General features: G+C 62.3%; 23 protein-coding genes. 11 read left to right on the top strand and 12 right to left on the bottom strand.

Annotated elements, in window-relative coordinates; genetic code table 11:
* Nucleotides 1-48 precede the first annotated feature (48 nt).
* Together AAFM29_RS02835 and AAFM29_RS02840 are read left to right on the top strand one after the other, a co-directional pair.
* Nucleotides 49-1,371: an MFS transporter gene (locus AAFM29_RS02835; RefSeq protein WP_341711315.1), complete on the top strand. Its 1,323-nt coding sequence runs from the start codon at nucleotides 49-51 to the stop codon at nucleotides 1,369-1,371.
* Between the two features lie 63 nt (nucleotides 1,372-1,434).
* Nucleotides 1,435-1,827 (top strand): hypothetical protein, encoded by a 393-nt coding sequence (locus tag AAFM29_RS02840; RefSeq protein ID WP_341711316.1) that lies wholly within the window; start codon nucleotides 1,435-1,437, stop codon nucleotides 1,825-1,827.
* Here the strand turns inward: AAFM29_RS02840 and AAFM29_RS02845 are convergent.
* The 9 genes from AAFM29_RS02845 to purB form a co-directional block, all read right to left on the bottom strand.
* Entirely contained in the window at nucleotides 1,824-3,182 is a 1,359-nt protein-coding gene (locus AAFM29_RS02845; RefSeq protein ID WP_341711317.1) for a folylpolyglutamate synthase/dihydrofolate synthase family protein, read from the bottom strand. The genes AAFM29_RS02840 and AAFM29_RS02845 overlap by 4 nt on opposite strands.
* An 8-nt stretch (nucleotides 3,183-3,190) precedes the next feature.
* Nucleotides 3,191-4,039: an acetyl-CoA carboxylase, carboxyltransferase subunit beta gene (gene accD / locus AAFM29_RS02850; RefSeq protein WP_341711318.1), complete on the bottom strand. Its 849-nt coding sequence runs from the start codon at nucleotides 4,037-4,039 to the stop codon at nucleotides 3,191-3,193.
* 41 nt (nucleotides 4,040-4,080) lie between these two features.
* Complete coding sequence (trpA, locus tag AAFM29_RS02855) at nucleotides 4,081-4,860, bottom strand: tryptophan synthase subunit alpha (protein WP_341711319.1); 780 nt, start codon at nucleotides 4,858-4,860, stop codon at nucleotides 4,081-4,083.
* Nucleotides 4,861-5,095: 235 nt separating this feature from the next.
* Nucleotides 5,096-6,331: a tryptophan synthase subunit beta gene (gene trpB / locus AAFM29_RS02860; protein ID WP_341711320.1), complete on the bottom strand. Its 1,236-nt coding sequence runs from the start codon at nucleotides 6,329-6,331 to the stop codon at nucleotides 5,096-5,098.
* Nucleotides 6,328-6,972, bottom strand: a complete 645-nt coding sequence (locus AAFM29_RS02865; RefSeq protein WP_341711321.1) for a phosphoribosylanthranilate isomerase — start codon at nucleotides 6,970-6,972, stop codon at nucleotides 6,328-6,330. Before AAFM29_RS02865 ends, trpB begins: the two co-directional genes overlap by 4 nt.
* 9 nt (nucleotides 6,973-6,981) lie before the next feature.
* On the bottom strand, nucleotides 6,982-7,488 hold the full coding sequence (locus AAFM29_RS02870; RefSeq protein ID WP_341711322.1) for a GNAT family N-acetyltransferase: 507 nt from the start codon (nucleotides 7,486-7,488) through the stop codon (nucleotides 6,982-6,984).
* On the bottom strand, nucleotides 7,485-8,159 hold the full coding sequence (pyrF, locus tag AAFM29_RS02875) for an orotidine-5'-phosphate decarboxylase (RefSeq protein WP_341711323.1): 675 nt from the start codon (nucleotides 8,157-8,159) through the stop codon (nucleotides 7,485-7,487). Before pyrF ends, AAFM29_RS02870 begins: the two co-directional genes overlap by 4 nt.
* A gap of 8 nt (nucleotides 8,160-8,167) precedes the next feature.
* Nucleotides 8,168-8,500 carry a LapA family protein gene (locus AAFM29_RS02880; RefSeq protein ID WP_341711324.1) on the bottom strand — a complete coding sequence of 111 codons (333 nt, stop codon included), beginning with the start codon at nucleotides 8,498-8,500 and terminating at the stop codon, nucleotides 8,168-8,170.
* 56 nt (nucleotides 8,501-8,556) lie between these two features.
* Nucleotides 8,557-9,867 (bottom strand): adenylosuccinate lyase, encoded by a 1,311-nt coding sequence (gene purB / locus AAFM29_RS02885; protein WP_341711325.1) that lies wholly within the window; start codon nucleotides 9,865-9,867, stop codon nucleotides 8,557-8,559.
* 194 nt (nucleotides 9,868-10,061) lie between these two features.
* Between purB and AAFM29_RS02890 the strand changes: the two genes are divergently transcribed.
* Entirely contained in the window at nucleotides 10,062-12,863 is a 2,802-nt protein-coding gene (locus tag AAFM29_RS02890; protein WP_341711326.1) for a DUF3857 domain-containing protein, read from the top strand.
* Between the two features lie 7 nt (nucleotides 12,864-12,870).
* Here AAFM29_RS02890 and radC read toward each other — a convergent pair whose 3' ends face one another.
* Nucleotides 12,871-13,605: a DNA repair protein RadC gene (gene radC, locus AAFM29_RS02895; protein ID WP_341711327.1), complete on the bottom strand. Its 735-nt coding sequence runs from the start codon at nucleotides 13,603-13,605 to the stop codon at nucleotides 12,871-12,873.
* Nucleotides 13,606-13,641: 36 nt separating this feature from the next.
* On the opposite strand from radC, the gene AAFM29_RS02900 reads away from it, so the two are divergent.
* The 8 genes from AAFM29_RS02900 to AAFM29_RS02935 all read left to right on the top strand — a co-directional run bounded on the left by AAFM29_RS02900 (nucleotide 13,642) and on the right by AAFM29_RS02935 (nucleotide 20,304).
* Complete coding sequence (locus tag AAFM29_RS02900; protein ID WP_341711328.1) at nucleotides 13,642-16,875, top strand: YdbH domain-containing protein; 3,234 nt, start codon at nucleotides 13,642-13,644, stop codon at nucleotides 16,873-16,875.
* A 92-nt stretch (nucleotides 16,876-16,967) separates the two neighbouring features.
* Nucleotides 16,968-17,135 carry a YnbE family lipoprotein gene (locus AAFM29_RS02905; RefSeq protein ID WP_341711341.1) on the top strand — a complete coding sequence of 56 codons (168 nt, stop codon included), beginning with the start codon at nucleotides 16,968-16,970 and terminating at the stop codon, nucleotides 17,133-17,135.
* A gap of 11 nt (nucleotides 17,136-17,146) precedes the next feature.
* Nucleotides 17,147-17,539, top strand: coding sequence for a YdbL family protein (locus AAFM29_RS02910; protein WP_341711329.1), 393 nt, complete (start codon nucleotides 17,147-17,149; stop codon nucleotides 17,537-17,539).
* A gap of 189 nt (nucleotides 17,540-17,728) precedes the next feature.
* Nucleotides 17,729-18,049: an AtpZ/AtpI family protein gene (locus tag AAFM29_RS02915; protein ID WP_341711330.1), complete on the top strand. Its 321-nt coding sequence runs from the start codon at nucleotides 17,729-17,731 to the stop codon at nucleotides 18,047-18,049.
* Between the two features lie 57 nt (nucleotides 18,050-18,106).
* Nucleotides 18,107-18,895, top strand: coding sequence for a F0F1 ATP synthase subunit A (locus AAFM29_RS02920; protein ID WP_341711331.1), 789 nt, complete (start codon nucleotides 18,107-18,109; stop codon nucleotides 18,893-18,895).
* Between the two features lie 40 nt (nucleotides 18,896-18,935).
* The gene (locus AAFM29_RS02925; RefSeq protein ID WP_040964046.1) at nucleotides 18,936-19,163 is read left to right on the top strand and encodes a F0F1 ATP synthase subunit C; all 228 of its coding nucleotides are present in this window, start codon (nucleotides 18,936-18,938) and stop codon (nucleotides 19,161-19,163) included.
* A gap of 81 nt (nucleotides 19,164-19,244) precedes the next feature.
* A complete protein-coding gene (locus tag AAFM29_RS02930; RefSeq protein WP_341711332.1) occupies nucleotides 19,245-19,739 on the top strand; it encodes an ATPase in 495 nt (164 codons plus the stop codon).
* Nucleotides 19,732-20,304: a hypothetical protein gene (locus AAFM29_RS02935; RefSeq protein ID WP_341711333.1), complete on the top strand. Its 573-nt coding sequence runs from the start codon at nucleotides 19,732-19,734 to the stop codon at nucleotides 20,302-20,304. The genes AAFM29_RS02930 and AAFM29_RS02935 overlap by 8 nt, the downstream gene beginning before the upstream one ends.
* Nucleotides 20,305-20,372: 68 nt before the next feature.
* Here AAFM29_RS02935 and AAFM29_RS02940 read toward each other — a convergent pair whose 3' ends face one another.
* Nucleotides 20,373-21,347, bottom strand: coding sequence for an NADPH:quinone oxidoreductase family protein (locus tag AAFM29_RS02940; RefSeq protein ID WP_341711334.1), 975 nt, complete (start codon nucleotides 21,345-21,347; stop codon nucleotides 20,373-20,375).
* Nucleotide 21,348: 1 nt separating this feature from the next.
* On the bottom strand, nucleotides 21,349-21,529 hold a 181-nt coding region (locus tag AAFM29_RS02945), incomplete at its 5' end, for a DOPA 4,5-dioxygenase family protein (protein ID WP_341711335.1).

A 21,529-nucleotide genomic window follows, 5' to 3' on the forward strand; every position in this document is an offset into this window, starting at 1 on the left:
CGCAGCTAGTGTCGCAAAAAAGCGGCGAAAACGGAAGGACGCTAGGGAATGCATGAATCAGTCGGCGTCGCGCCCGAGTCGCAGCGTTCCCTGTGGGCTTCCATCAAGCCGTATCTGGAGAAGGAGTCGCTCGCGGCCTTCTTCCTCGGGATTTCATCGGGCTTTCCCTATGCGATGATCGGCGCGACGCTGACGACTCGGCTGGCGCAGGACAATATCGATAAGGCGACCGTGACAGCCTTCACGCTCGCCTTCCTCGTCTACAACTTCAAGATCTTCTGGGCATGGATTCCCGATGGCGTGCGACTGCCGATCATCGGTCGACTGGGACAGCGCGTGTCCTGGATGGTCGTTACCGGCCTGCTGGTTGCCGCGTCGGTGATCAATCTGGCGCTGGCGAATCCGGCAGACATTGCTTGGATGGCGACATCTGCGGTGCTGGTCGGCGCGGCTGGTGCCCCGTTCGATCTCGGGATCGATGCCTATCGGCTCGAGACGCTCAAGCCTTACCAGCTCGGTGTGGGCTCGGGGATGAGCCAATATGGTTGGCGCATCGGCGCGGCGGGTTCTGGTGCGCTTGCGCTGGTTATCGCGGCGCGTTCCGGATGGAGCGTCGCCTATCTCGCCTGTGCAGCCCTTGTGCTGCCTGCCATGCTGACCGCGCTGATCCTTGGGGAGCCGCCGCGTCGCAAGGTCGAGATTGCGCGCAAGGGTGTCGGTGAAGTCTGGCGGTCGATCGCCGGGCCTTTCATCGAGTTCTTCAAGCGCCACGGCGCCTGGCTAGTCCTGCTGTTCATCCTGGTCCACAAGATCGGCGATACCTTGGCCAACCTGACCTTCCGCCTGCTGTTTGACGACCTTGGCTTCACCAACGACGAAATCGCGATCTACGACGTCGGTGTCGGCTTCTGGGCCTATCTCATCGGCGTGTTCATCGGTGGGGTGATCTATGCCAGGCTGGGGCTCAAGCGCTCGGTCCTGATTGCACTGGTGCTGATGTGCGTTTCGAACCTCAGCTTCGCCATGTTGGCGGCCGCAGGCCACTCGAACTGGGGCATGGCCGGTGCGATCGGTTTCGAGAACATCGCCAGCGGGTATGGCGGAGTGGTGGTCGTGGCCTATTTCTCGGCCTTGTGCGACCTGCGCTTCACCGCCGCGCAATATGCCCTGATCAGCGCGGCTGCGAGCATTGTTGGGCGCTTCCTGACCGGCACCACAGCGGGCGCACTGATCGAGACAATGGGATACGTCAATTTCTACCTGCTCACCACCGTGGCAGCGGTTCCGGGAATCGTATTGTTCTGGTGGATGATGCGAAGCGGGCTGGTCGACGCGGCGATGGGTACGGCGGGCGAGGTCGATGCTGACTGAGGCGCCTCGCGGCTCCTGTGGACATTAAGTGACCGCTAACCAGTCCCGCGTTAGGTCCGTCCAATGCACGGGTCGGCAAATCAGGGCGAGGGCGAGACGAAGCGCGACTTCCTGCGCGTGAACCTCGGCGTGCTGGGTCACCTCGAAACATTGAACGGCCGCAAGCGGGTAGAGATCGTCGACCTTTCGCAAGGCGGCGCCTATGTCGTGCTGATGGATGCGGATGTCGCCGCAAAGTATGATGTGCGCGATTGTGTGTTGCGGTGGATGAGTTTCGAAGCCTTTGGTGAAGTGAAACGGCGCGAGGGCCTTCACCTGGGGATCGCATTCGATGAGCCTCTGCGTCCGGGCGTGATCAAGGAAACGCGGCAGCACGCATCGTTGAATGTCCGCAACGATTATCAGGAACTCAAGCAAGCCGCGCGCTTGTGGGCGCACGGTATCTATCACACCTAATCCGGTAACTCGCCGTTGAGCTGCAGGACCTCCCCTGCGAGGTAGAGCGAGCCGCCGATGAAGACTTCGCCGTAGAGCGGTTCGACGTCGCGCTGGGATCGACCCAACCATTCGACCGCTTCCTCGACTGAGCCGGCCGTTCCGGTGACGGCGATCCCTCGTGTCTTCGCATAGGCTGCCATCTCCACTGGCGGGGCGAATTCGTGCCCCGGGACCGGGATTGCGATGAGGGTGCTGAGACTTGCTGCAATGCGGTCGATCAGCGCGCGCCAATCCTTGGCTTCGAGCATGCCAATGATCGCGTGGCGCGGGGTTGGCGCAGCGCTTGCGAAATGGTCTGCCAAAGCATCCGCCGCCTGCGCGTTGTGCCCACCATCGAGCAGCCAGCGGCAATCGGGCAGTCGCGCGGTCAGCGGACCGGGGCTGAGCACGTGCAGGCGGGCCGGCCAGCGGGTGGCGCGGATGCCCCGGACCATGGAGGGAATGGAAACCTCGATGGTCGCCTGGTGCCGCAACATCGCCACTGCCAGTGCAGCATTGGAACCCTGGTGCGCCCCTCTGAGGGCTGGGAGCGGAAGGTCGACTGCTCCCCTTTCGTCCTCGTATCGCAGGCGGGTTTCGTCCACCACCGCTTCCCATTGGCGGCCCATCTTGGCGAGTGGGGAGCCCTGCCGGGTTGCAACCCGCTCTATCTCGACCTCCGCAATCGGCGGATAGGTCATCGTGACCAGTGGCATGCCAGGCTTGGTGATGCCTGCTTTTTCGAAGGCGATGCGTGCCAATGGTTCGACAGGCACTCCGCTCTCTGGCGCAAGCAGGAAACGTTCGTGATCGATCCCCAGCGCGGCGATGCCGCATACGGCGAGAACGTCTGGCTCCAGCACATTGGTCGCATCGAAGCGCCCGCCAAGGCCGACTTCGACCACGCAGGCGTCGGCTTGGACGCGCGCAAATTCGGTGAAGGCGGCGGCGATGGTGACTTCGAAGAAGCTCGGGTTGAGATCCTCGCCCGCGTCGAGCACCTCGGCCAATAGTGCCGCGAGGCGCTCGTCTGAGATCAACTCGCCTGCGACCCTGATCCGTTCGTTATAGCGTACGAGGTGCGGGCTGGTGGTCGCGTGGACTCTGTATCCCTCCGCCTCGAGCATGGCGCGCAGGAAGGCGCAGGTCGAACCCTTACCGTTGGTCCCCGCGACGTGGAACACTGGCGGCAGGCGCTTGTGCGGATCGCCCAGCCGCGCGAGCAGGGCGCGGATCGTCTCCAGCCCCAGCCGTCCTTGCGGCACGCTGAGCGCGCCCAGCCGGTCGAGTTGCGCCTGCACCGCCGCGCTGTCGGAGCGGGCGAAATCCCGCATCTTCGAGGTCAGGCCGCCTTGGCGGGCGCCAAATAGTCGAGCAGCGTCGCCAGCATGTCCTTAAGCTCGTGGCGGTGGACGACCAGGTCGACCATGCCATGCTTGCGCAGGTACTCGGCGCGCTGGAAACCTTCGGGCAATTGTTCGCGGATCGTATCCTGGATCACCCGCTGGCCGGCGAAGCCGATCAGCGCGCCCGGCTCGGCAATGTGGACGTCGCCCAGCATGGCGTAGCTGGCGGTCACGCCGCCCGTAGTCGGATCGGTCAGCACCACGATATAGGGTAGACCGGCCTCCTTGAGGCGGCGGGTCATGACTGTCGCCTTGGGCATCTGCATCAGTGAAAGGATGCCTTCCTGCATCCGCGCACCGCCCGCAGCGGTCACCACGATATAGGCGCACTTGCGCGTCAACGCCCGTTCGGCGCCCTGGCAGAATGCGGTGCCTACCGCCATGCCCATGCTGCCGCCCATGAAGCCGAAGTCCTGCACGCCGACCACCGCCGGCGTGCCCTCGATCGCGCCGGAGCCGACCAGGAAGGCGTCCTCATGCGGGCTGTTCGCGCGCGCCTTCTTCAGGCGGTCCGTATATTTCTGCGAATCACGGAACTTGAGCGGGTCTTCCTTGACCTGCGGGATCGGCAGGACCTCAAAGCCCTCGTCGAGCAGCTGGCTGAGACGCTCGTCGGCGCCGATGCGGCCGTGATGGTCGCAGCGCGGGCAGACGAAGGCGTTCTCTTCGTACTCCTGGGCGAAGACCATCTGCTGGCATCCCGGGCACTTGACCCAGAGATCCTTGTCGGTGCTGCGCTTCGAGCCGAAGCTCAGCGAATTGCGGACGCGGGTGAACCAGTTCATGGCTGCGCCTTAGTCGTCTACGAACCGTAACGAAAGCCCCGTCAGCGTGCGTCCACGATGGCCCGCTTGAGCGAAGAGGTCAGCTCGCGAAGCTTTTCCGGGGCGTCGGCGCCATATTCCCCGACCAGTTCGACCAGCGCGCTGCCGACGACGACACCGTCGGCAACCTTTGCGATCGCACCGGCTTGTTCGGGTGTGCGCACGCCGAAGCCCACCGCTACGGGCAAGTCGGTTGCCGCCTTCAGCTTGGCCACCGCATCCTCGATGCTTGCCTGCGCAGCCTGCTGGAGCCCGGTGATCCCTGCGACCGAGACATAGTAGAGAAAGCCCGATGATCCTTCGAGCACCTGCGGCAGGCGCTTGGCGTCGGTGGTCGGGGTGGCGAGCCGGATTGGCGAGATTCCAGCTTCACGCAGCGCGGGGCCAAGTTCCTCGTCCTCCTCGGGCGGAATGTCGACGCAGATCACGCCATCGACGCCAGCGTCCTTGGCAGCGGCGGCGAACCATTCCGCGCCGCGCCGAACCATGGGGTTGGCATAGCCCATCAGCACCAGCGGCACGTCCGGGTGGCGCTGACGGAACTCGGTGGCGATGCGGAAGACGTCGGCGGTGGCCGTACCGGCACCGAGCGAGCGAAGGTTCGCCGCCTGGATCGCCGGGCCATCGGCCATCGGATCGGTGAAGGGCATGCCAAGTTCGATCACGTCGGCGCCGCCCTCGACCAACGCGTCGAGATTGGCCGCGGTGTCCCCATCGCCCGCTGTGATGAAGCAGACGAGGGCGGGGTGGGGCTTGGAGAAGGCAGCGGAGAAGCGGGTCACGACTGAAAGGCCTTCGGAAAATACCAGCGAAAGAATGACATCGCAGCACCGAAAAGTGCTGCGACAAGAAGGTTTGCAACCCCGAAATCCTGACCAGAGATCACAATTCTACCAACAAGCACCACGCCAAATGTCACTAGGAAATAAAGGAGATACGGGCCCCATAACGGCACGAGCTGGGTGTTTTTAGCGGAAGTGTCGTACCTTCGCTTTCGCGAGCGGTTCTTTCGCCTGCTCACATCTCCACTCCCAGCTTGTCGGCGACGGTGAAGATGTCCTTGTCTCCCCGTCCGCACAAATTGCAGAGTATGATGCTGTCTTTCGGCATGGTCGGCGCGACCTTCGCCACAGCGGCAATGGCGTGGCTCGGCTCCAGCGCTGGAATAATGCCCTCGGTCCGGCACAGCAGTTGGAAGGCGTCGAGCGCTTCGTCGTCAGTGACGGCGGTGTATTCCACCCGGCCCATGTCCTTGAGCCAGGCGTGCTCTGGCCCAATGCCGGGATAATCGAGCCCCGCGCTGATCGAGTGACCTTCGGTGATCTGGCCATCCTCGTCCTGCAGCAGGTAGGTCTTGTTGCCATGGAGGATGCCGGGGAAGCCGCCGAGCAGGCTTGCCGCGTGCTGATCACCGTCGAGACCATATCCTGCCGCTTCAACGCCGAGCATCTTCACATCGGGATCGTCGAGGAAGGGGTGGAACAGGCCAAGCGCGTTCGAGCCGCCGCCGATCGCCGCGACCAGCAGGTCAGGCAGGCGGTCGATGCGGCTCAGCATCTGCGCACGCGCTTCCTTGCCGATGACCGACTGGAAGTCGCGCACCAGCTCCGGATAGGGGTGCGGGCCAGCCGCGGTGCCGATGATGTAGAAAGTGTCGTGGACGTTCGCGACCCAATAGCGCAGCGCCTCGTTCATCGCGTCCTTGAGCGTGGCGGCCCCGGCGGTCACCGGCACCACCTCCGCGCCGAGCAGCTTCATGCGGAACACATTGGGCGCCTGCCGCGCGACGTCGGTCGCGCCCATGAAGATGGTGCAAGGCAAGCCGAAACGCGCGCAGACCGTGGCCGTGGCAACGCCGTGCTGGCCCGCGCCGGTCTCCGCGATGATGCGGGTCTTGCCCATGCGCATCGCCAGCAGGATTTGCCCGATGCAATTGTTGATCTTGTGCGCGCCCGTGTGGTTGAGTTCATCGCGCTTGAACCAGACCTGCGCGCCGTTGCCCGCTGGAGCATCCTTGCGCAGTTCCTCGGTCAGCCGCTCCGCGAAGTAGAGCGGGCTGGGGCGTCCGACATAATGCTCGAGGAGGTCGTCGAACTGCTCCTGGAACGTCGGGTCCGCCTGTGCCTTGCGATACTCCTGCTCAAGATCGAGGATCAGCGGCATTAGCGTTTCGGCGACATAACGGCCGCCGTAATCGCCGAAATGGCCACGCTCGTCAGGCTGGTTGCGGAAGGTGTTGGGCTGGTTGGTCATGATTGGCGAGCCGCTTTGCAGAAGGCGGCGATCTTGTCCACGTCCTTGATGCCGGGTGCATTTTCTACCCCGCTCGAGGTGTCGACGAGAGGAGCGCCGGTGTGGCGAATGGCATCACCCACGTTGTCCGGCGTCAGGCCGCCTGCCAGCCCCCATGGCAAGGTCCCACGATATGTATTCAAAAGCGTCCAGTCGAAGTGCAGGCCCATGCCCCCTGGCAGGACTGCATCCTTTGGAGTCTTCGCGTCGAACAGGATGAAATCGGCGACTCCGGCATAGTCTGCCGCGCGGCTGATGTCGGTGGCACTGGCCACGCTCAGCACCTTCCACACCGGCAGGCCAAAGCGGTTGCGCAACTGGGCTGCGCGTTGCGGTGATTCCGTTCCGTGCAACTGGATCGCGTCGAGCCGACCCGCGGCAACTGCATCTGCAAGCAGCGTATCGTCCGCATCGACGAAGACGCCAACCCGCTGGATCCGGCCTTGCGATAGCTGAGCGAGTTCCACGGCCTGGGCCATTGCAATGTGGCGGGGGCTTGGTGGGTAAAAGTTGAGCCCGACATAGTCGGCCCGGGCTTCGATCACTGCCTCAAGCGTATCGAGCGTGGAAATTCCGCAAATCTTGATCCTGGTGGCCGCCATGGCGTGCACCTAGACGCGGGAGAGTGGCTTTTCCAGCACCACGAAGGTGATCGGCGGATCGCGCGGGACCGGGAAAGGCCGGGTTTCGCCGGTCCGGACATAGCCGCGCCGTTCGTACCAGGCGATGAGGACGTCCCGGCTGTCGATCACGGTCATTTCCATTACCTCGATACCGAACGCACGAGCATTCTCCTCGGCCGCATCGAGCAACTGCCGCCCCAGTCCGGCAGATTGCAGGTCGGGCAGGACGCACAGCATTCCCAGATAGGCAAGCGAGGCGTCGCGGCGGGTTACTGCGACACATCCGACCAACTCGGTTCCATCACGGGCGACAAGTATCGTTACGCCAGGATCGGCAAGCAGACTCTCGACCTCACCGGGTGCGACTCGCTCGTCGTCAAGGATATCGGCTTCGTGGTTCCAACCCCGGCGGGCTGAATCACCGCGGTAGGCGGCTTCGAGGAGATTCTTGAGTGCGGGAGCATCTTCGAGCGATGCCGTAGCAATCGCGATCAAAGCGTAGCCTCGATTTCGCGCGCGGCCTGTGCGGGATCGTCTGCGCGGCTGATTGGGCGACCGATCACCAGCACGCTGGCCCCGTCATCGCGAGCCTGACGCGGCGTAACTACGCGCTTTTGGTCGCCCACTGCGCTGCCGGCCGGACGCAGTCCGGGAACGACGAAGAAGCCGTCTTTCCATTGGTCGTGGACGGCCTTCACTTCGTGACCCGAACAAACGATGCCATCGAGTCCGGCATCATGCGACAATTCGGCAAGTCGCATCACATGGTCGTGGGCGGTGCCATTGATCCCGGTCCGCTGGAGGTCGCGCGCGTCCATGCTGGTGAGCATGGTTACGCCGACCACCCGGGTATGTTCACCCGCTGCGGCCTTGGCATCCTCGAGCATTGCTCGCCCGCCGCTAGCATGAACCGTTACGATTGATGGTTCGAGCACATGGATCGCCTGCATTGCGCCGGCGACTGTGTTTGGAATGTCGTAGAGCTTCAGGTCGAGGAAAATGGGCAGGCCGAGTTGGCCGATCATGTGGACCCCGTGAGCCCCATGTGCACAGAAAAACTCGAGGCCCAGCTTGATACCGCCCACATGGCCCTTGACCTTCTGGGCGAGATCCATCGCGTCGCGCAGGCGTGGAACGTCTAGGGCAAGGTAGATCGGATTGCTCATTCGGGGTTCTATTTTTCCGGATCGACTGGGTTGGTAGGCTCGGGTGGCAGATCGGCGCTGGATGCCGGAGCGGGGGCGCCGGTGGCTTGGGCCGTCGCCAGCTTCGTGGTTACAGCTTCGAGTGCGCTAACCCGGCGGTTCATGCGCCATTTCTGCGTGCGATGGATCAGCCACATGGGCAACAGTCCGAGCAGGAAGGATACAACTACTAGGACGGGCAATTTGGTTTCGAGCACCAGGTTCGACCAGAGATGCACTTCCACCGGGCTCCAGTTGAAGAAGCTGAACGCGAGCAGCGCGAACAGCACCAGGGTCCATACGACGGTGCGCACTATCTGCATTCGATCAGCTCCCCATTTGCCTTTCCGGCCTTGCTAGGCCGGGGATGCACAAAGGTCTAGCCAAACACCCGCGCGAAAATCGTGTCGACATGCTTGAAGTGATATTCGAGGTCGAACTTTTCCTCGAGTTGCTCGACTGACAAGGCTGCGGTCACTTCCTCGTCCTGTTTCAGCAGATCGAGCAGCATCAGGCGCCCGTCGGATTCCCAAACCTTCATCGCGTTGCGCTGAACCAGGCGATAGGCATCCTCGCGGCTTACGCCCGCCTGGGTCAGTGCCAGCAGGACGCGTTGCGAGTGGATCAGCCCGCCCATGCGATCCATGTTGGCCTGCATACGCTCCGGGTAGACCAGCAGTTTGTCGACCACGCCGGTGAGGCGAGCGAGTGCGAAGTCGAGCGTGATAGTCGCATCCGGCCCGATGAAGCGCTCGACCGAGGAATGCGAAATATCGCGCTCGTGCCACAGCGCTACGTTTTCCAGAGCGGGCAGGGCGTAGGCGCGGATCATGCGTGCCTGACCCGTAAGGTTCTCGGTCAGGATCGGATTGCGCTTGTGCGGCATCGCCGACGAACCCTTCTGGCCGGGCGAGAAATATTCCTCCGCTTCGAGCACTTCGGTCCGTTGCAGATGGCGGATCTCCACCGCGAGCCGCTCGATCGAGCCGGCGATCACCGCAAGGGTAGAGAAATACATCGCGTGCCGGTCGCGCGGGATAACTTGGGTCGAAACGGGCTCCACAGTCAGGCCCATCTTCTCGGCCACGTATTCTTCCACCGATGGATCGATATTGGCGAAGGTGCCCACTGCACCGCTGATCGCGCAGGTCGCGATTTCGGCGCGGGCGGCGAGGAGCCGCTTCTTGCAGCGATCGAACTCGGCATAGGCCTGCGCCAGTTTGAGGCCGAAGGTCACGGGTTCGGCATGGATGCCGTGGCTGCGGCCGATGGTCGGTGTGTATTTGTGCTCTTCGGCGCGGCGACGGATGGCGGCGAGCAGCGCGTCAAGATCGGCGAGCAGCATGTCCGACGCGCGGGCAAGTTGCACCGCAAGGGTCGTGTCGAGCACATCGCTGCTGGTCATGCCCTGGTGCATGAAGCGCGCTTCGTCGCCAACGTTTTCCGCCACCCAGGTGAGGAAGGCGATGACATCGTGCTTGGTAACAGCTTCGATCGCATCGATGGCTGCCACGTCGATCGTCGGATTGGTCGCCCACCAATCCCACAAGGCCTTGGCCGCGCTCTTGGGCACTACTCCCAGCTCGCCCAGCTTTTCCGTCGCATGTGCCTCGATCTCGAACCAGATGCGGTACTTCGCTTCCGGCTCCCAAAGGGCGGTCATTTCGGGGCGGGCGTAGCGAGGGACCATGGGTGGCTGAACTCCGTCTGGGATGGCGGCGGGAAACTTGGCGCAGCCGCTAGGCGCGAAGCGCCCGAATCGCAACCCCGGCGGGCCGACAGGGGCGCAACTGCGACCAGCAGTCCCTCAAGTTGGACCGTGCATTGCCCACGATAGATCGATTGCAATTCGCTTAATGAAGTATAGTCTTCGAAAAAATACAAATGGGGGAAATGTCTGTGAAGCTTGGGTTCTTCCTCGCATCGGCCGCGTCAATAGTAATCGCCGCCCCTGCCATTGCAGGCGATACTGTAAGGTTTGAAGCTGCGCCCGATTGGGTAGTCCCGGTGGACTTCAATACTGCTGCGGCCAAGAAGGAAGAAATTGTCGTCTTCGATCGCCAATTGCGGCTCGAGGGTGGGGTGGTCCAGCGTTACACGGACGTGGCCTATGATATTCGCAATGCGGAAGTACTGTCCAAACTGGGTACCCTGCAGTTCGGATGGTTGCCCGACAAAGGCGACCTCATCTTGCACCGACTTGAAATCATACGTGATGGCAAGGTCATCGACCTGATCGCGGAAGGCGTTGAGCCTGAAGTCATTCGGCGCGAAACCGAACTCGAGCGACGCACGGTGAATGGCGCGCTGACGGCGCTGTTCAAGATTCCCGGCATCAAGGTGGGCGACATCCTGCGCTTTTCCAGCAGCACGACGAATCGCGACCAGGCGCTGGCGGGCGCAATGCAGGCGACGGAAGTGCTTACTTCAAAGCCGACCCGGCTGGGCTTTGGGCGCCTGCGAATGTCGTGGCCCAGCGATTCGGGTGTGCACTATGCCATGCTGGGACAATCTCCCGTGCCGGACGTGAGCGATGCCAATGGCTTTCGGACGGTCGAACTGATTCTCCCGATCGACAAACTCGAAGAGATGCCCAAAGACGCACCCTCCCGGTTTCGGGTGCCTCCGGCCATTATGACTGGCACTTTTGCGACATGGTCCGATGTGTCGTCAATCATGGCGCCCCACTACGTCACCGAAGGCAGCATTCCGGCGGGCAGCCCCCTGGCCGCCGAGGTCGAACGAATTCGCGCGGCAACCAGCGATCCGCTGGAGCGGGCCGCGCTCGCGCTTCGATCGGTTCAGGACGAAATCAATTATCTTCTGAACGGCATGGATGGCGGAAACTACCTTCCACAAGCACCAATTGAGACCTGGACGCTTCGCTATGGCGACTGCAAGGCCAAGACCCTGCTGCTGCTCGCCATGCTTCGCGCGCTCGACATCGAAGCCGAAGCGGCAATGGTCAATTCGGACAGCGGGGATGCCGTTTCTGTCTGGCAGCCCTTGCCTGGTGCGTTCGATCACGTGCTGGTTAAGGCGACTATCGACGGGACCGAGTATTGGCTCGATGGCACCGGTGCAGGGACCCGGATCGATACGATGTGGGAGGTGCCGAACTTCGCATATGCCCTGCCAATCCGTGATAACGGTGCGGAGCTGATGAAACTGGAGCAGCGGTGGCCAAAGGTTGCGGATCGAACCTATCGTATCCTGTACGACTTCAGCCGCGGGGTCGATCTTCCAGCGCTTTACGATATCGAGGTTGAGACCCGTGGATCGCTGGCCGCGCGGATGGCGGCGCGAGCCACAGAAACCGACCGCAAGTCCATCCTGGGCTATGCTCAAAAGTATCTAGAGGATGTCTTCGACAGCGTCGTTTACGATGCGGCCTATAGCTACGACCCTGCAACGGGCGTCGCCAAGCTGAATGCGAAGGGCATTCTGGTGGAGCCGTTCGGGCTGGAGCGCGACGTCGCAACCCACACGATCTATACTGCGTCCACCAACTGGGTGTTCGATCCTGATCGCGGGCGGTCGGCCTGGCGGGCCATTCCATACATGACCGGTGGGCCGATGACCTCTGCGGAGGAGGTTGTGTTCCTGCTTCCCGACGATGGGAAGGGCGCCGAACTGACCGGCACCGGTAACCTCGAGGAGCAGGTCGTCGCTGGTACGCGTTTCAAGCGAGAACTGGCCTTCGATGGTGGCAGCGTGGCCGTGAAGGACTGGGCGAGCTATGTGCCTACCGAAATCGCTCCGTCGGACATTCCGACGGCCAAGGCTGCCATGCGCACGCTTTCGAGCGCGGATCCGTCGATTCGGATCACCGAGCCCCGGCGCTATTGGGAGCTTGATGATGCGGAATTGACCAAGCGCATGAAGGGGCTGATCGAACCGGCGGGATCGCTCGTCGAACTGTTGCCGGACGAGGCTGGCTACTACCAGTTTCGTAGCGCCCTCCACGCAATGGGACGGGATTTCAAGGCAGCTCTGGTCGACATCGACAAGGCGATTGCGATTGCCGGTAACGCCGACGCCTATGACTCGCGAGCCGATATCCTAACTCAGGCTGGTAGGCTCGATGAGGCGGCAGAGGCCGCGGGCATGGCTTATGAGCTCAAGGGTGACCTGGCGAGCGCCGCCTCCTACGCTGGCTCCTTGGCATTGGCTGGGCGAACCGACGAGGCTTTGGCGGTGCTCGACGCCATCGACGTGAGCGGGGACGAGATGTCCGAAGTCGCGCAGGTTTTCGCCGAGATTGCGGGCCCCACCGAAAGGAATGAAGAGGCGTGGAGAAAGCTAGAAGATGCGCTGGCCGAACGGCCGGGCGACGAGCTGTTGCTCAACTCACAATGCTGGTTCGTCGGTACCTGGAACTATCGCATCGATGAAGGCGAACAGCTCTGCGACAAGGCGGTGAAGGCAGGCAACTATTCGGCAGGGGTGTTGGACAGCCGAGCGCTGGTATTTCACCGGTTGGGCCGGGAGGAAGATGCGCTCGAAGATCTGGAAGCGGCGCTGAAGAAGGAGCCCGGACAGGCGGCGAGCCTCTATTTGCGGGGTATCATCCGGCTGGGCCGGGGCGAAACCGATGGCAAGACGGATATCGAGCACGCCCTTCGACTTTCACCCGATATCGCCACTCGTTACCGGCGCTATGGGATAGCCGCGCCGAAGCGCTGATGCGCGGCTAGATCAAGCCTTTGCCGCGCAACGAGACGTGGCCTTGGCGTCCAACGATCACGTGATCGTGGACGGTGACGCCGAGCAATCGCCCTGCCTCGGCGATCCGTTGGGTGATCTGGATATCCGCGCGGCTGGGCTGCGGATTGCCGCTGGGGTGGTTGTGAACCAGGATGAGCGCGGTTGCGCCAATGTCGAAGGCTTTGCGGATGACCTCGCGTGGATGGATCGCTGCTTCGTCGATCGAGCCATCGCCGACGTGGTGGTCAAGGATCAGGCAGTTCTGCGCATTTAGGTACAACACGCGCACTCGCTCCACGGTCAAATGCGCCATGTCGATCGCAAGGTAGTCGAGCAGTGCCTGCCAACTGCCCAGCACAGGCTTGTTTTCTATTTCGCCCCTGGCCATTCGCCGCGCTGCAAGCGCCACCGCATAGAGTGAGGCTGCGCTCTTGTCGCCCATGCCCTTGACCTGCGCCAGAACCTCCGGCGCGGCATTCAACACGGCTGAGAGCGAACCGAATTGTGCGATCAGGACCTTCGCCAGAGGCTTGGTATCGCCTTGCCGGAAAGCCGCGAAAAGCAGGAATTCGAGCAGCTCATAGTCGGCCAGTGCTTCGGCTCCACCGCGCAACAGGCGTTCCCGCAAGCGTTCGCGGTGGCCGATGCCATCATGGGCAGAGGAAATATTTGCACTGTCCGGCAACCAAACCCCCAGCCTTAGCGTTTCAGTGACTTGCATTGCCTTTGGCGCGGCTAGCGCGCAAGTGTGGGATCGATGGAAAGCGGCGCGAGCGACGATCAGCTCTATGATGAGACAGGGCGGCGCAATGCTCGCCCGCGCTGGCGCAGGAAGCGTTGGGCGATTCCGGGTTTGCTTCTTGCCCTATTCACCTCCGCGCTGGTCGTAACCTGGTTTTCCCGGGAGCGGATCGCGGACAACATCATCGCGGGCCAGCTCGAGTTCTACGACCTCCCCGCGAGCTACAAGATCGACCGTATTTCAGGTAGCCAGCAGGTTCTGTCGGACCTCGCAATTGGCGACCCCGATGCACCCGATTTCACCGCCAAGCGCGTGGTGGTGACGATGCGGTACCGGTTGGGACTTCCAACCATCGGATCGATCACTCTGGTCGATCCACGCATCTACGGCGCCTATCGCAACGGCAGCCTGAGCTTCGGTTCGCTCGACAAGGTGATCTTTGCCGAGAGCGAACAAGCGCCGGAACTTCCAGATCTCGCAATGACGATCCGTGATGGGCGAGGGTTGCTAGAAACAGATTGGGGGCCCGTCGGATTCAAGACGAGCGGGAAGGGGAACCTGCGCGATGGTTTCTCCGGTATACTGGCAGCCAATGCTCCCGAACTTTCCTTGCCGGGATGCAACGCCGGGAATGCAACTTTGTTCGGTCGGATTAGGACCAAGGCTGGATCCCCCTCTTTGGAGGGCCCGCTGCGCCTTAAGTCGTTTGCGTGTAAGGATCATGGCATATCGATTGCGAACTACGCCGTCGCTCTCGATGCGGAATTGGACCGAACTCTCGCCAATCCATCGCTTACGGGTCGGCTGGATGGTGGGGAGGCGCATTTTGCCGACATCGCGCTGAACGGTGTGACCGGCTCGCTTCACGCGCAGCTACGCGACGGGGCAGCATCTGGCCGATTCTCGCTTGCGGCGCGCGGCGCCTCGTCCCCGCAGGTTCTCGCTGCGGTACTGACCGCGGAAGGACAGGCTCGGGGTTCGGCCGATCTGAGTCGGCTGGAGGTGGATAGCCAGATCGAAGGCAATGGACTGCGGCTTGGCGCGCAACTGGTGGGGGCCATCAATGATCTGGTTGCCTCGAGCGAAGGTACCTTGATCGCTCCGCTTGCTAGCCAGTTTGTTCGATCACTGCAGGCGCAGACGAGAGGCAGCGCATTTGCCGCCGATCTTCGCCTGAGGAAGAACGGCGATCGATTGACCGTGCTTGCCCCAACTGCCGAATTGCGGGGTGGGAGTGGTGCAAGGATTGTCTCCGCTTCGCACGTAGAAATTGTCAGTCAGGGGAATGCAGCCCCGCGCATTGCTGGGAACGTCGCCACGGGAGGGGCTGGCCTTCCGCGAATTTCAGGACGCATGGAACGGGCAGCGGGCGGAGCCGTGGAACTCACGCTGGCAATGGATCGGTATGCATCCGCCAATTCGTCGCTCTCGGTTCCGCAAATGATCGTGCGCCAATCGCCTGATGGTGCCGTGCGGTTCTTGGGGCAGGTGATCGCAAGCGGCCCACTTCCCGGCGGAGTGGCAACCAATTTGCGCGTCCCCCTCAGCGGCCTTTGGTCTCCTCAGGGTAACCTGGCGGTGTGGGATTCCTGCACGAAGATCGACTTCGATCGGCTTGAATTGGCTAGCCTGCGCTTCGAGAAGCGCGGTCTCATGCTGTGCCCGCCGCGAGGAAGGCCGATCCTAGCAACCGGGGCGGAGGGCTTGCGTGTTGCAGCCGGGCTACCTGCATTGGATCTTGATGGATACCTTGGTGAGACGCCCATACGGCTTGCCTCGGGACCCATCGGTTTCGCCTACCCCGGCGTCATGTCTGCGCGTGCCATCGACGTGACGCTTGGGCCAGTCGATACCGCGAGCCGGTTCCGGATATCCGATATCGACGCTTCCTTGGACGACGGCATCGAGGGCACGTTTGATGATGCCGAGATCAAGCTGGCCGCCGCACCGCTAGATCTCGCCAACGCCAAGGGGCGTTGGGACTATTCGGATGGTGAGTTCTCGATCTCGGACGCCGCATTCCACCTCGTCGATCGCCAGCAACCTGAACGGTTCGAGGCACTCGAAGCCCGTGGAGCGACGTTGAGTCTGCGTGACAATGTGATCGATGCCAAGGCGAACCTGCGCCACCCGAAGAGTGATCGGCTGGTGGCCACAACGGAAATCCGTCACGATCTCTCCAGCGGGGCAGGGCATGCCGATTTGCTTGTGCCAGAGCTGCGGTTTGATCGTGCTCTTCAGCCCGATGAGCTTTCGCACCTCGCACTTGGCGTCATAGCCAACGCTGAAGGAACCGTGAGCGGGAAGGGCCGGATCGACTGGACCTCCGACGGGACTGTTACCAGTTCGGGTACCTTCGGTAGTGAGAGCCTGGATTTTGCCGCGGCCTTCGGCCCTGTTAAAGGCGCAAGAGGGCAAATCGAGTTCACCGATCTTCTCAGCCTTTCCACCAAACCCGGCCAGAAGCTCTATGTCGCGTCGATCAACCCCGGCGTGGAGGTGCTGGACGGCGAAGTCGATTTCGAACTGCGCGACGGCAAGGTGCTGGCCGTTGCCGGCGGAAGCTGGCCATTCATGGGTGGGCGGCTGATCCTGCGCAGCGTCGACCTCAACTTTGGGGTTAGCGAGGAGCGGCGCTATATTTTCGAGATCGTCGGGCTCGAAGCGGCCCAATTCGTCCAGCAAATGGAGCTGGAGAATATCTCCGCGACAGGTTTGTTCGACGGCACAGTGCCGATCGTATTCGACGCCAATGGAAATGGGCAGATTGAAACTGGCGTGCTGATTTCGCGCCCACCCGGCGGCAATCTCTCCTATGTCGGGGACCTCACCTACGAAGACCTTTCGCCGATTGCGAACTTCGCCTTCGATGCACTGAAGAGCCTCGATTATCGCCAGATGCGCGTCATCATGGAAGGTCCGTTGACGGGCGAGATTGTCACCCGCGTTCGCTTTGATGGGGTCAATCAGGGTGAGGGCGCGAAATCCAACTTCGTCACCAGGCGCCTGGCTGGGCTGCCGCTGCAGTTCCGCGTCAATATCAAGGCGCAGTTCTACCAGCTACTAACCAGCCTGAAGTCGCTCTACGACCCCGCCGCAGTCCGTGACCCACGCGAATTGGGTTTGTTGTCCGATGACGGGAAACGCTTCATCCGTCGCGAGGTGTCTGGCGAGGGTGCGACACCGAAAATCGAGCCGGAAGACCTGATTCCGGATGAATCACCCATTCAGCCGCAAGAAAGCGAGTGAGGCTTATGAATTCGCATGAATTGACGGACTGCGCCGGCGCTGCGACATTCCCTGTCATGCAGGGGATCCGGCGCAAACGCAGTACGAAATGGATGGGGGCAGCGTGTCTGATCCCGTTCGCGCTCGCCGGGTGCATTACCATAAATGCCCCCGAAGAGCCGATCGTGATCGAACTCAACGTCAACATCCGCCAGGAAGTGATCTATCGCCTCGCCGAAGACGCGGGCAACACGATCGAGGAAAACGCGGATATCTTCTGATGGGTGATCGAATGACCAAGCGACTTACGAGGGCCGTACTTACCGGCGCCATGATCGCGACTGCCATTGGCGGAATCGCCGTCCCGGCTTTCGCCCAGCGCGATCCAGCCTATGCCGCGGCGCGTGCCGCGGGCCAGGTTGGCGAGAAGATGGACGGCTACCTCGGCATCGTGGGCGCCGAGACGCCAGATCTGCGGCGGATCGTGAACGACATCAACATCAAGCGCCGCGCCGTCTATTCCGAACGAGCCAAGGCAACCAATGCCACGCTTGAGGAATACGCGCTCACCGCCGGTTGCCAGGCGATTCTGGCGACGGTGCCTGGGGAGAAGTACCAGGCGCCGGACGGCACCTGGGCTACGCGTGGTGCAGGCGCACCGATGCGTGATTCGCGTTGTCCCTGATCCTGGCGAGCTCAAATTCCGGCAGAGCCAGCATGAGGCCCCTTGGTCGCGTCACAACTCATTCGGACATTTGAGGTCCCGAAGCGGGCTTGGCGTGTTGACTCGCCAATGCCCCCCTTCTAAGGGGGCGGCGCCCTCGGCGGGCAAGTCTGTGCCCGTGCCGCGCAACCCCCTCAAAAGGAGCAAGGCATGAGCGACGACGAGCCTGCACGGGAGCCCATCCAGGAGGATGCGCGGATCGATGCGCTGGAAGCGCGGCTCAAGGCCGCACAACAGCGCGAAGAGGAGCGCAACCGCCCGCAGGTATCGGGGCCCGACGCGAACTATCGCAGTGGCAACAAGGTGCTGGCGGACCTGCTAGGGGGGCTCCTCGGCGGAACGGTGATCGGGTATGCCATCGGCAGTCTAACCGGCACCAATCCCTGGGGTCTGTTGGTCGGCCTGTTCCTCGGGATCGGAGTGGCTTTCAGGAACATTATCCGCGCGGCAAACCAGCGTCCCGACGAATAAGACCGGATTTCCGGGATTTGCGGGGCGCTGTTTACATGGATTAGGGACTTACCGGACGTGGCAGCCGAACAGGCCAAAGTCGACCCAATGCACCAGTTCACGATCGAGCCCATGCTGGGTTCGGCGAACTGGGAAATTGCTGGCTACAACATCGCCTTCACCAACAGCGCGTTGTGGATGCTCATCACCACTGTGGTGCTGTTCCTCTTCGTAGCCGGCGGCATGAAGCGCGAACTCGTCCCCGGCCGCTGGCAGATGACGGTCGAAACCTTCACCGGTTTCATCGATTCCATGCTCGAGGCGAACATTGGCAAGGAAGGGCGCAAGTATGTGCCCTATGTCTTCAGCCTGTTCATGTTCATCCTGTTCGCGAACCTGCTGGGCCTTCTGCCGCTCGGCGTGATCGGCCTGCACCCGTTCACCTTTACGAGCCATTTCACCATCACGGGTGCGCTGGCGATCCTCTCCTTCTCGATCGTGTTGATCGTCGGCTTCTGGAAGCACGGCTTCCACTTCTTCAGCCTGTTCGTGCCGCACGGCACGCCGCTGCCGATGATCCCTGCCATCGCCGCGATCGAGTTCATCTCCTTCATGATCCGCCCGTTCAGCCTCGGCCTGCGACTGTTCGTCGCCATGATGGCTGGCCACGTGCTGCTGGAAGTGCTGTCGAGCTTCGTCATCGACGGCACCAATGCCGGCGCGCTGTGGGGCGGGGTCGTGGGTCTGCCCAGCTTCCTCCTGATGATCGGCATCTGCGCGCTTGAGCTGCTGGTGTCGGGCATCCAGGCCTATGTCTTCGCGTTGTTGACCTCGCTGTACATCAACGACGCCGAGAACCTTCATTAAGTTTCGTCTCAATACATCTGTTTTCCCAAAGGAGTTTGTCATGGAAGTAGAAGCTGCAAAGCTGGTTGGTGCGGGCCTCGCCGCAATCGGTGCCGGCATGGCTGCGATCGGCGTGGGTAACGTCTTCGGTTCGTTCCTTGAGAGCGCGCTGCGCAACCCGGGTGCTGCCGACGGCCAGCAGGGCCGCCTGTTCATCGGCTTCGCCGCTGCCGAACTTCTCGGCCTGCTGGCGTTCGTCGTTGCGATGATCCTGATCTTCGTCGCCTAAGACAGATCAAGACATGCGGTCGGTCGGGGATTTGCTCCGGCCGGCCTTCCAGTTTCCCGTATCCGCCTTTCGAGAGCTGCAATGCCACAGATAGCACAGCTTGCCGAAACCTGGTCCAGCCAGCTCTTCTGGTTGTTCGTGTTCTTCGGCTTCACCTTCTTCGTTATCGGCCGGGGCATGGTGCCCAAGGTGATGGCGACGGTGACCCAGCGCGATGAACAGATCGCCGGCGACCTTGCCGCGGCCCGCGCCGCGCGCGATGCCGCCGATGCGCAGGAAGAGGCCTGGCGGGTACGCGAGAACGAAAATCGCGCTGCGGCACAGGCACTGGTGGCCAAGGCCAAGGCTGATGCCGCGGCCAAGTCTGAAAAGACCATTGCCGCGGCACAGAAGCGTCTCGACACCAAGCTGGCAGATGCCGAAGCGCGGATCGCCGAGGCTCGCACAGCCGCGCTGGCTGAGGTGGAGTCGGTCGCGGTGGAAGCTGCGCAGGACATCGTCAGCCGGCTTGCCGGGGTGAAGGTGACTAAGCCGGTTGCCACCAAGGCGGTCAAGGAGGCGATGAGCCATGGCTAACGGAGCCCCCGAAATCCTCGCCACGGAGAGCGCGGAAGCGATCGTCCAGGAAGGCCACGGCGTGGAAGTGCATCACGTCGAACCCGAACTGTGGGGTCTTGCACCCTTCCAGGTGGTCTCGGTAGCGATGGCGGTATTCCTGCTGATCGCGATCTTCGGCGCGAAGGTGCACAAGTCGATCACCGGCGGTCTCGACAGCAAGATCGCTGCGATCAAGCAGCAGCTTGACGAAGCCAAGGCGCTGCGCGCCGAAGCCGAAGCACTGCGCGACGAGTATTCGGCCAAGATCGCCGGTGCCCAGAAGGATGCCGAAGCGATGCTGGTCAATGCTCAGCATGAAGCCGATGCGATCCTGTCGAAGGCTGAAGCCGACAGCAAGGCAATGGTCGAGCGCCGCAAGCGCATGGCCGAGGACAAGATCGCCGCTGCAGAGCGCGAAGCGGTCGAGGACGTGCGCAACCGTGCCGTTGGCGCCGCGACCGCTGCGAGCCGCAAGCTGATTGCCGACAAGCACGACGCCGATGCCGACAAGGCGCTGGCGGACAAGGTGATCGCCGGCATCTGAGCTCACCTGCCAAAGAGCATTCGAGAGGGCGGTCCGATGGGCCGCCCTTTTCGATTCGGGCGGTGCCGTCAGGGCTCGAGTACGATCTTCCCGATTACTTCGCCCTTTTGCATCGCTTCGAAAGCTTCGCGCCAACGCTCAAGAGGGAGGACGCGGTCGACATGCGGGGTGATGCGGCCTTCGCCTACCAGGACTGCCAGTTCTTCGGCGATGCGTTTGCCGCGTTCGGGGAAGCGACGGGCATATTCGCCCGCCCGTACGCCGACGACCGAAAAGCCCTTGATCAGCGGGATATTGACCGCGATTTCCGGGATCCTGCCCGCGACGAAACCGATCACCAGCAACTTGCCGCCAAAGGTCACGCAGCGCGTGCTTTCGTCGAATACGTCACCGCCGACAGGATCGAAGACAAGGTCGCACAACCGCCCGTCGGTCAGCTCGGCGACTTGTTCGCGGAACCGCCTAGTGTTGAGGATCGCGGCGTCGGATCTTGCAGCCTTTGCCAATGCATGAAGCTTGTCTCCTCGCCGGGTCGCGGCAATCACCGTGGCACCCAAAGCCTTGGCCAGATCGCAGGCGGCAAGGCCGACGCCGCCACTGGCTCCATGTACCAATACCGTCTGACCCGGGTGCAATTGCCCCAGCTCGACTAATGCCACATAGGCGGTGTGATAGGCCGCCCCCATCGAAGCGGCGGCATGGAAGTCTAACCCCGCCGGGATTGGCCGGACGGATGAAGCGGGCAGGGCGACATATTCGGCAAAGGCGCCGGTCTTGGCGCCGCCCATGATGCGGTCCCCGATGGTGAATCCGGTATCCGGCGCGGCCTCGACTACTTCCCCGGCCATCTCCAGGCCCGAGACGAAGGGTAGCTCGGGTTTGAACTGGTACTTGCCCTGCGTCATCAGCAGGTCGGGATAGTTGAGCGACGCCGCCCGCACCCGGACGAGTACTTCGCCATCCTTCGGCGAAGGCGTTTCGATTTCGGCGAGGTCCGCGCCGGAAAGATCGGGGGAGAGGCGTTTTACCAGCAGTGCCCGCATGTCAGTCGAATACCGACATATCGAGCGCTTCCGACTGGCCGAACCAGATGACGTAGCGGGTGTGATCGGCCAGATCGTCGCCGCTCAATCCGTGCGCGAAGATTGTCAGATCGCCGCGGGCTTCAGATGCCCAGGCGGCGAATTGAGCGAACTGCTCAGGCCGTAGCGACATTTGGCAGGAG

The organism is Erythrobacter sp. (assembly GCF_038133525.1).
Taxonomy (GTDB): domain Bacteria; phylum Pseudomonadota; class Alphaproteobacteria; order Sphingomonadales; family Sphingomonadaceae; genus Qipengyuania.

What these genes read in the sequence shown, in the direction of transcription:
- AAFM29_RS02835 (WP_341711315.1), top strand. Translation starts at nt 49, where the DNA reads ATGCATGAATCAGTCGGCGTCGCGCCCGAGTCGCAGCGTTCCCTGTGG.
- AAFM29_RS02840 (WP_341711316.1), top strand. Translation starts at nt 1,435, where the DNA reads ATGCACGGGTCGGCAAATCAGGGCGAGGGCGAGACGAAGCGCGACTTC.
- AAFM29_RS02845 (WP_341711317.1), bottom strand. Translation starts at nt 3,182, where the DNA reads ATGCGGGATTTCGCCCGCTCCGACAGCGCGGCGGTGCAGGCGCAACTC.
- accD (WP_341711318.1), bottom strand. Translation starts at nt 4,039, where the DNA reads ATGAACTGGTTCACCCGCGTCCGCAATTCGCTGAGCTTCGGCTCGAAG.
- trpB (WP_341711320.1), bottom strand. Translation starts at nt 6,331, where the DNA reads ATGACCAACCAGCCCAACACCTTCCGCAACCAGCCTGACGAGCGTGGC.
- AAFM29_RS02865 (WP_341711321.1), bottom strand. Translation starts at nt 6,972, where the DNA reads ATGGCGGCCACCAGGATCAAGATTTGCGGAATTTCCACGCTCGATACG.
- pyrF (WP_341711323.1), bottom strand. Translation starts at nt 8,159, where the DNA reads ATGAGCAATCCGATCTACCTTGCCCTAGACGTTCCACGCCTGCGCGAC.
- AAFM29_RS02880 (WP_341711324.1), bottom strand. Translation starts at nt 8,500, where the DNA reads ATGCAGATAGTGCGCACCGTCGTATGGACCCTGGTGCTGTTCGCGCTG.
- purB (WP_341711325.1), bottom strand. Translation starts at nt 9,867, where the DNA reads ATGGTCCCTCGCTACGCCCGCCCCGAAATGACCGCCCTTTGGGAGCCG.
- AAFM29_RS02890 (WP_341711326.1), top strand. Translation starts at nt 10,062, where the DNA reads ATGGGGGAAATGTCTGTGAAGCTTGGGTTCTTCCTCGCATCGGCCGCG.
- radC (WP_341711327.1), bottom strand. Translation starts at nt 13,605, where the DNA reads ATGCAAGTCACTGAAACGCTAAGGCTGGGGGTTTGGTTGCCGGACAGT.
- AAFM29_RS02900 (WP_341711328.1), top strand. Translation starts at nt 13,642, where the DNA reads ATGGAAAGCGGCGCGAGCGACGATCAGCTCTATGATGAGACAGGGCGG.
- AAFM29_RS02905 (WP_341711341.1), top strand. Translation starts at nt 16,968, where the DNA reads ATGGGGGCAGCGTGTCTGATCCCGTTCGCGCTCGCCGGGTGCATTACC.
- AAFM29_RS02910 (WP_341711329.1), top strand. Translation starts at nt 17,147, where the DNA reads ATGACCAAGCGACTTACGAGGGCCGTACTTACCGGCGCCATGATCGCG.
- AAFM29_RS02915 (WP_341711330.1), top strand. Translation starts at nt 17,729, where the DNA reads ATGAGCGACGACGAGCCTGCACGGGAGCCCATCCAGGAGGATGCGCGG.
- AAFM29_RS02925 (WP_040964046.1), top strand. Translation starts at nt 18,936, where the DNA reads ATGGAAGTAGAAGCTGCAAAGCTGGTTGGTGCGGGCCTCGCCGCAATC.
- AAFM29_RS02930 (WP_341711332.1), top strand. Translation starts at nt 19,245, where the DNA reads ATGCCACAGATAGCACAGCTTGCCGAAACCTGGTCCAGCCAGCTCTTC.
- AAFM29_RS02935 (WP_341711333.1), top strand. Translation starts at nt 19,732, where the DNA reads ATGGCTAACGGAGCCCCCGAAATCCTCGCCACGGAGAGCGCGGAAGCG.
- AAFM29_RS02940 (WP_341711334.1), bottom strand. Translation starts at nt 21,347, where the DNA reads ATGCGGGCACTGCTGGTAAAACGCCTCTCCCCCGATCTTTCCGGCGCG.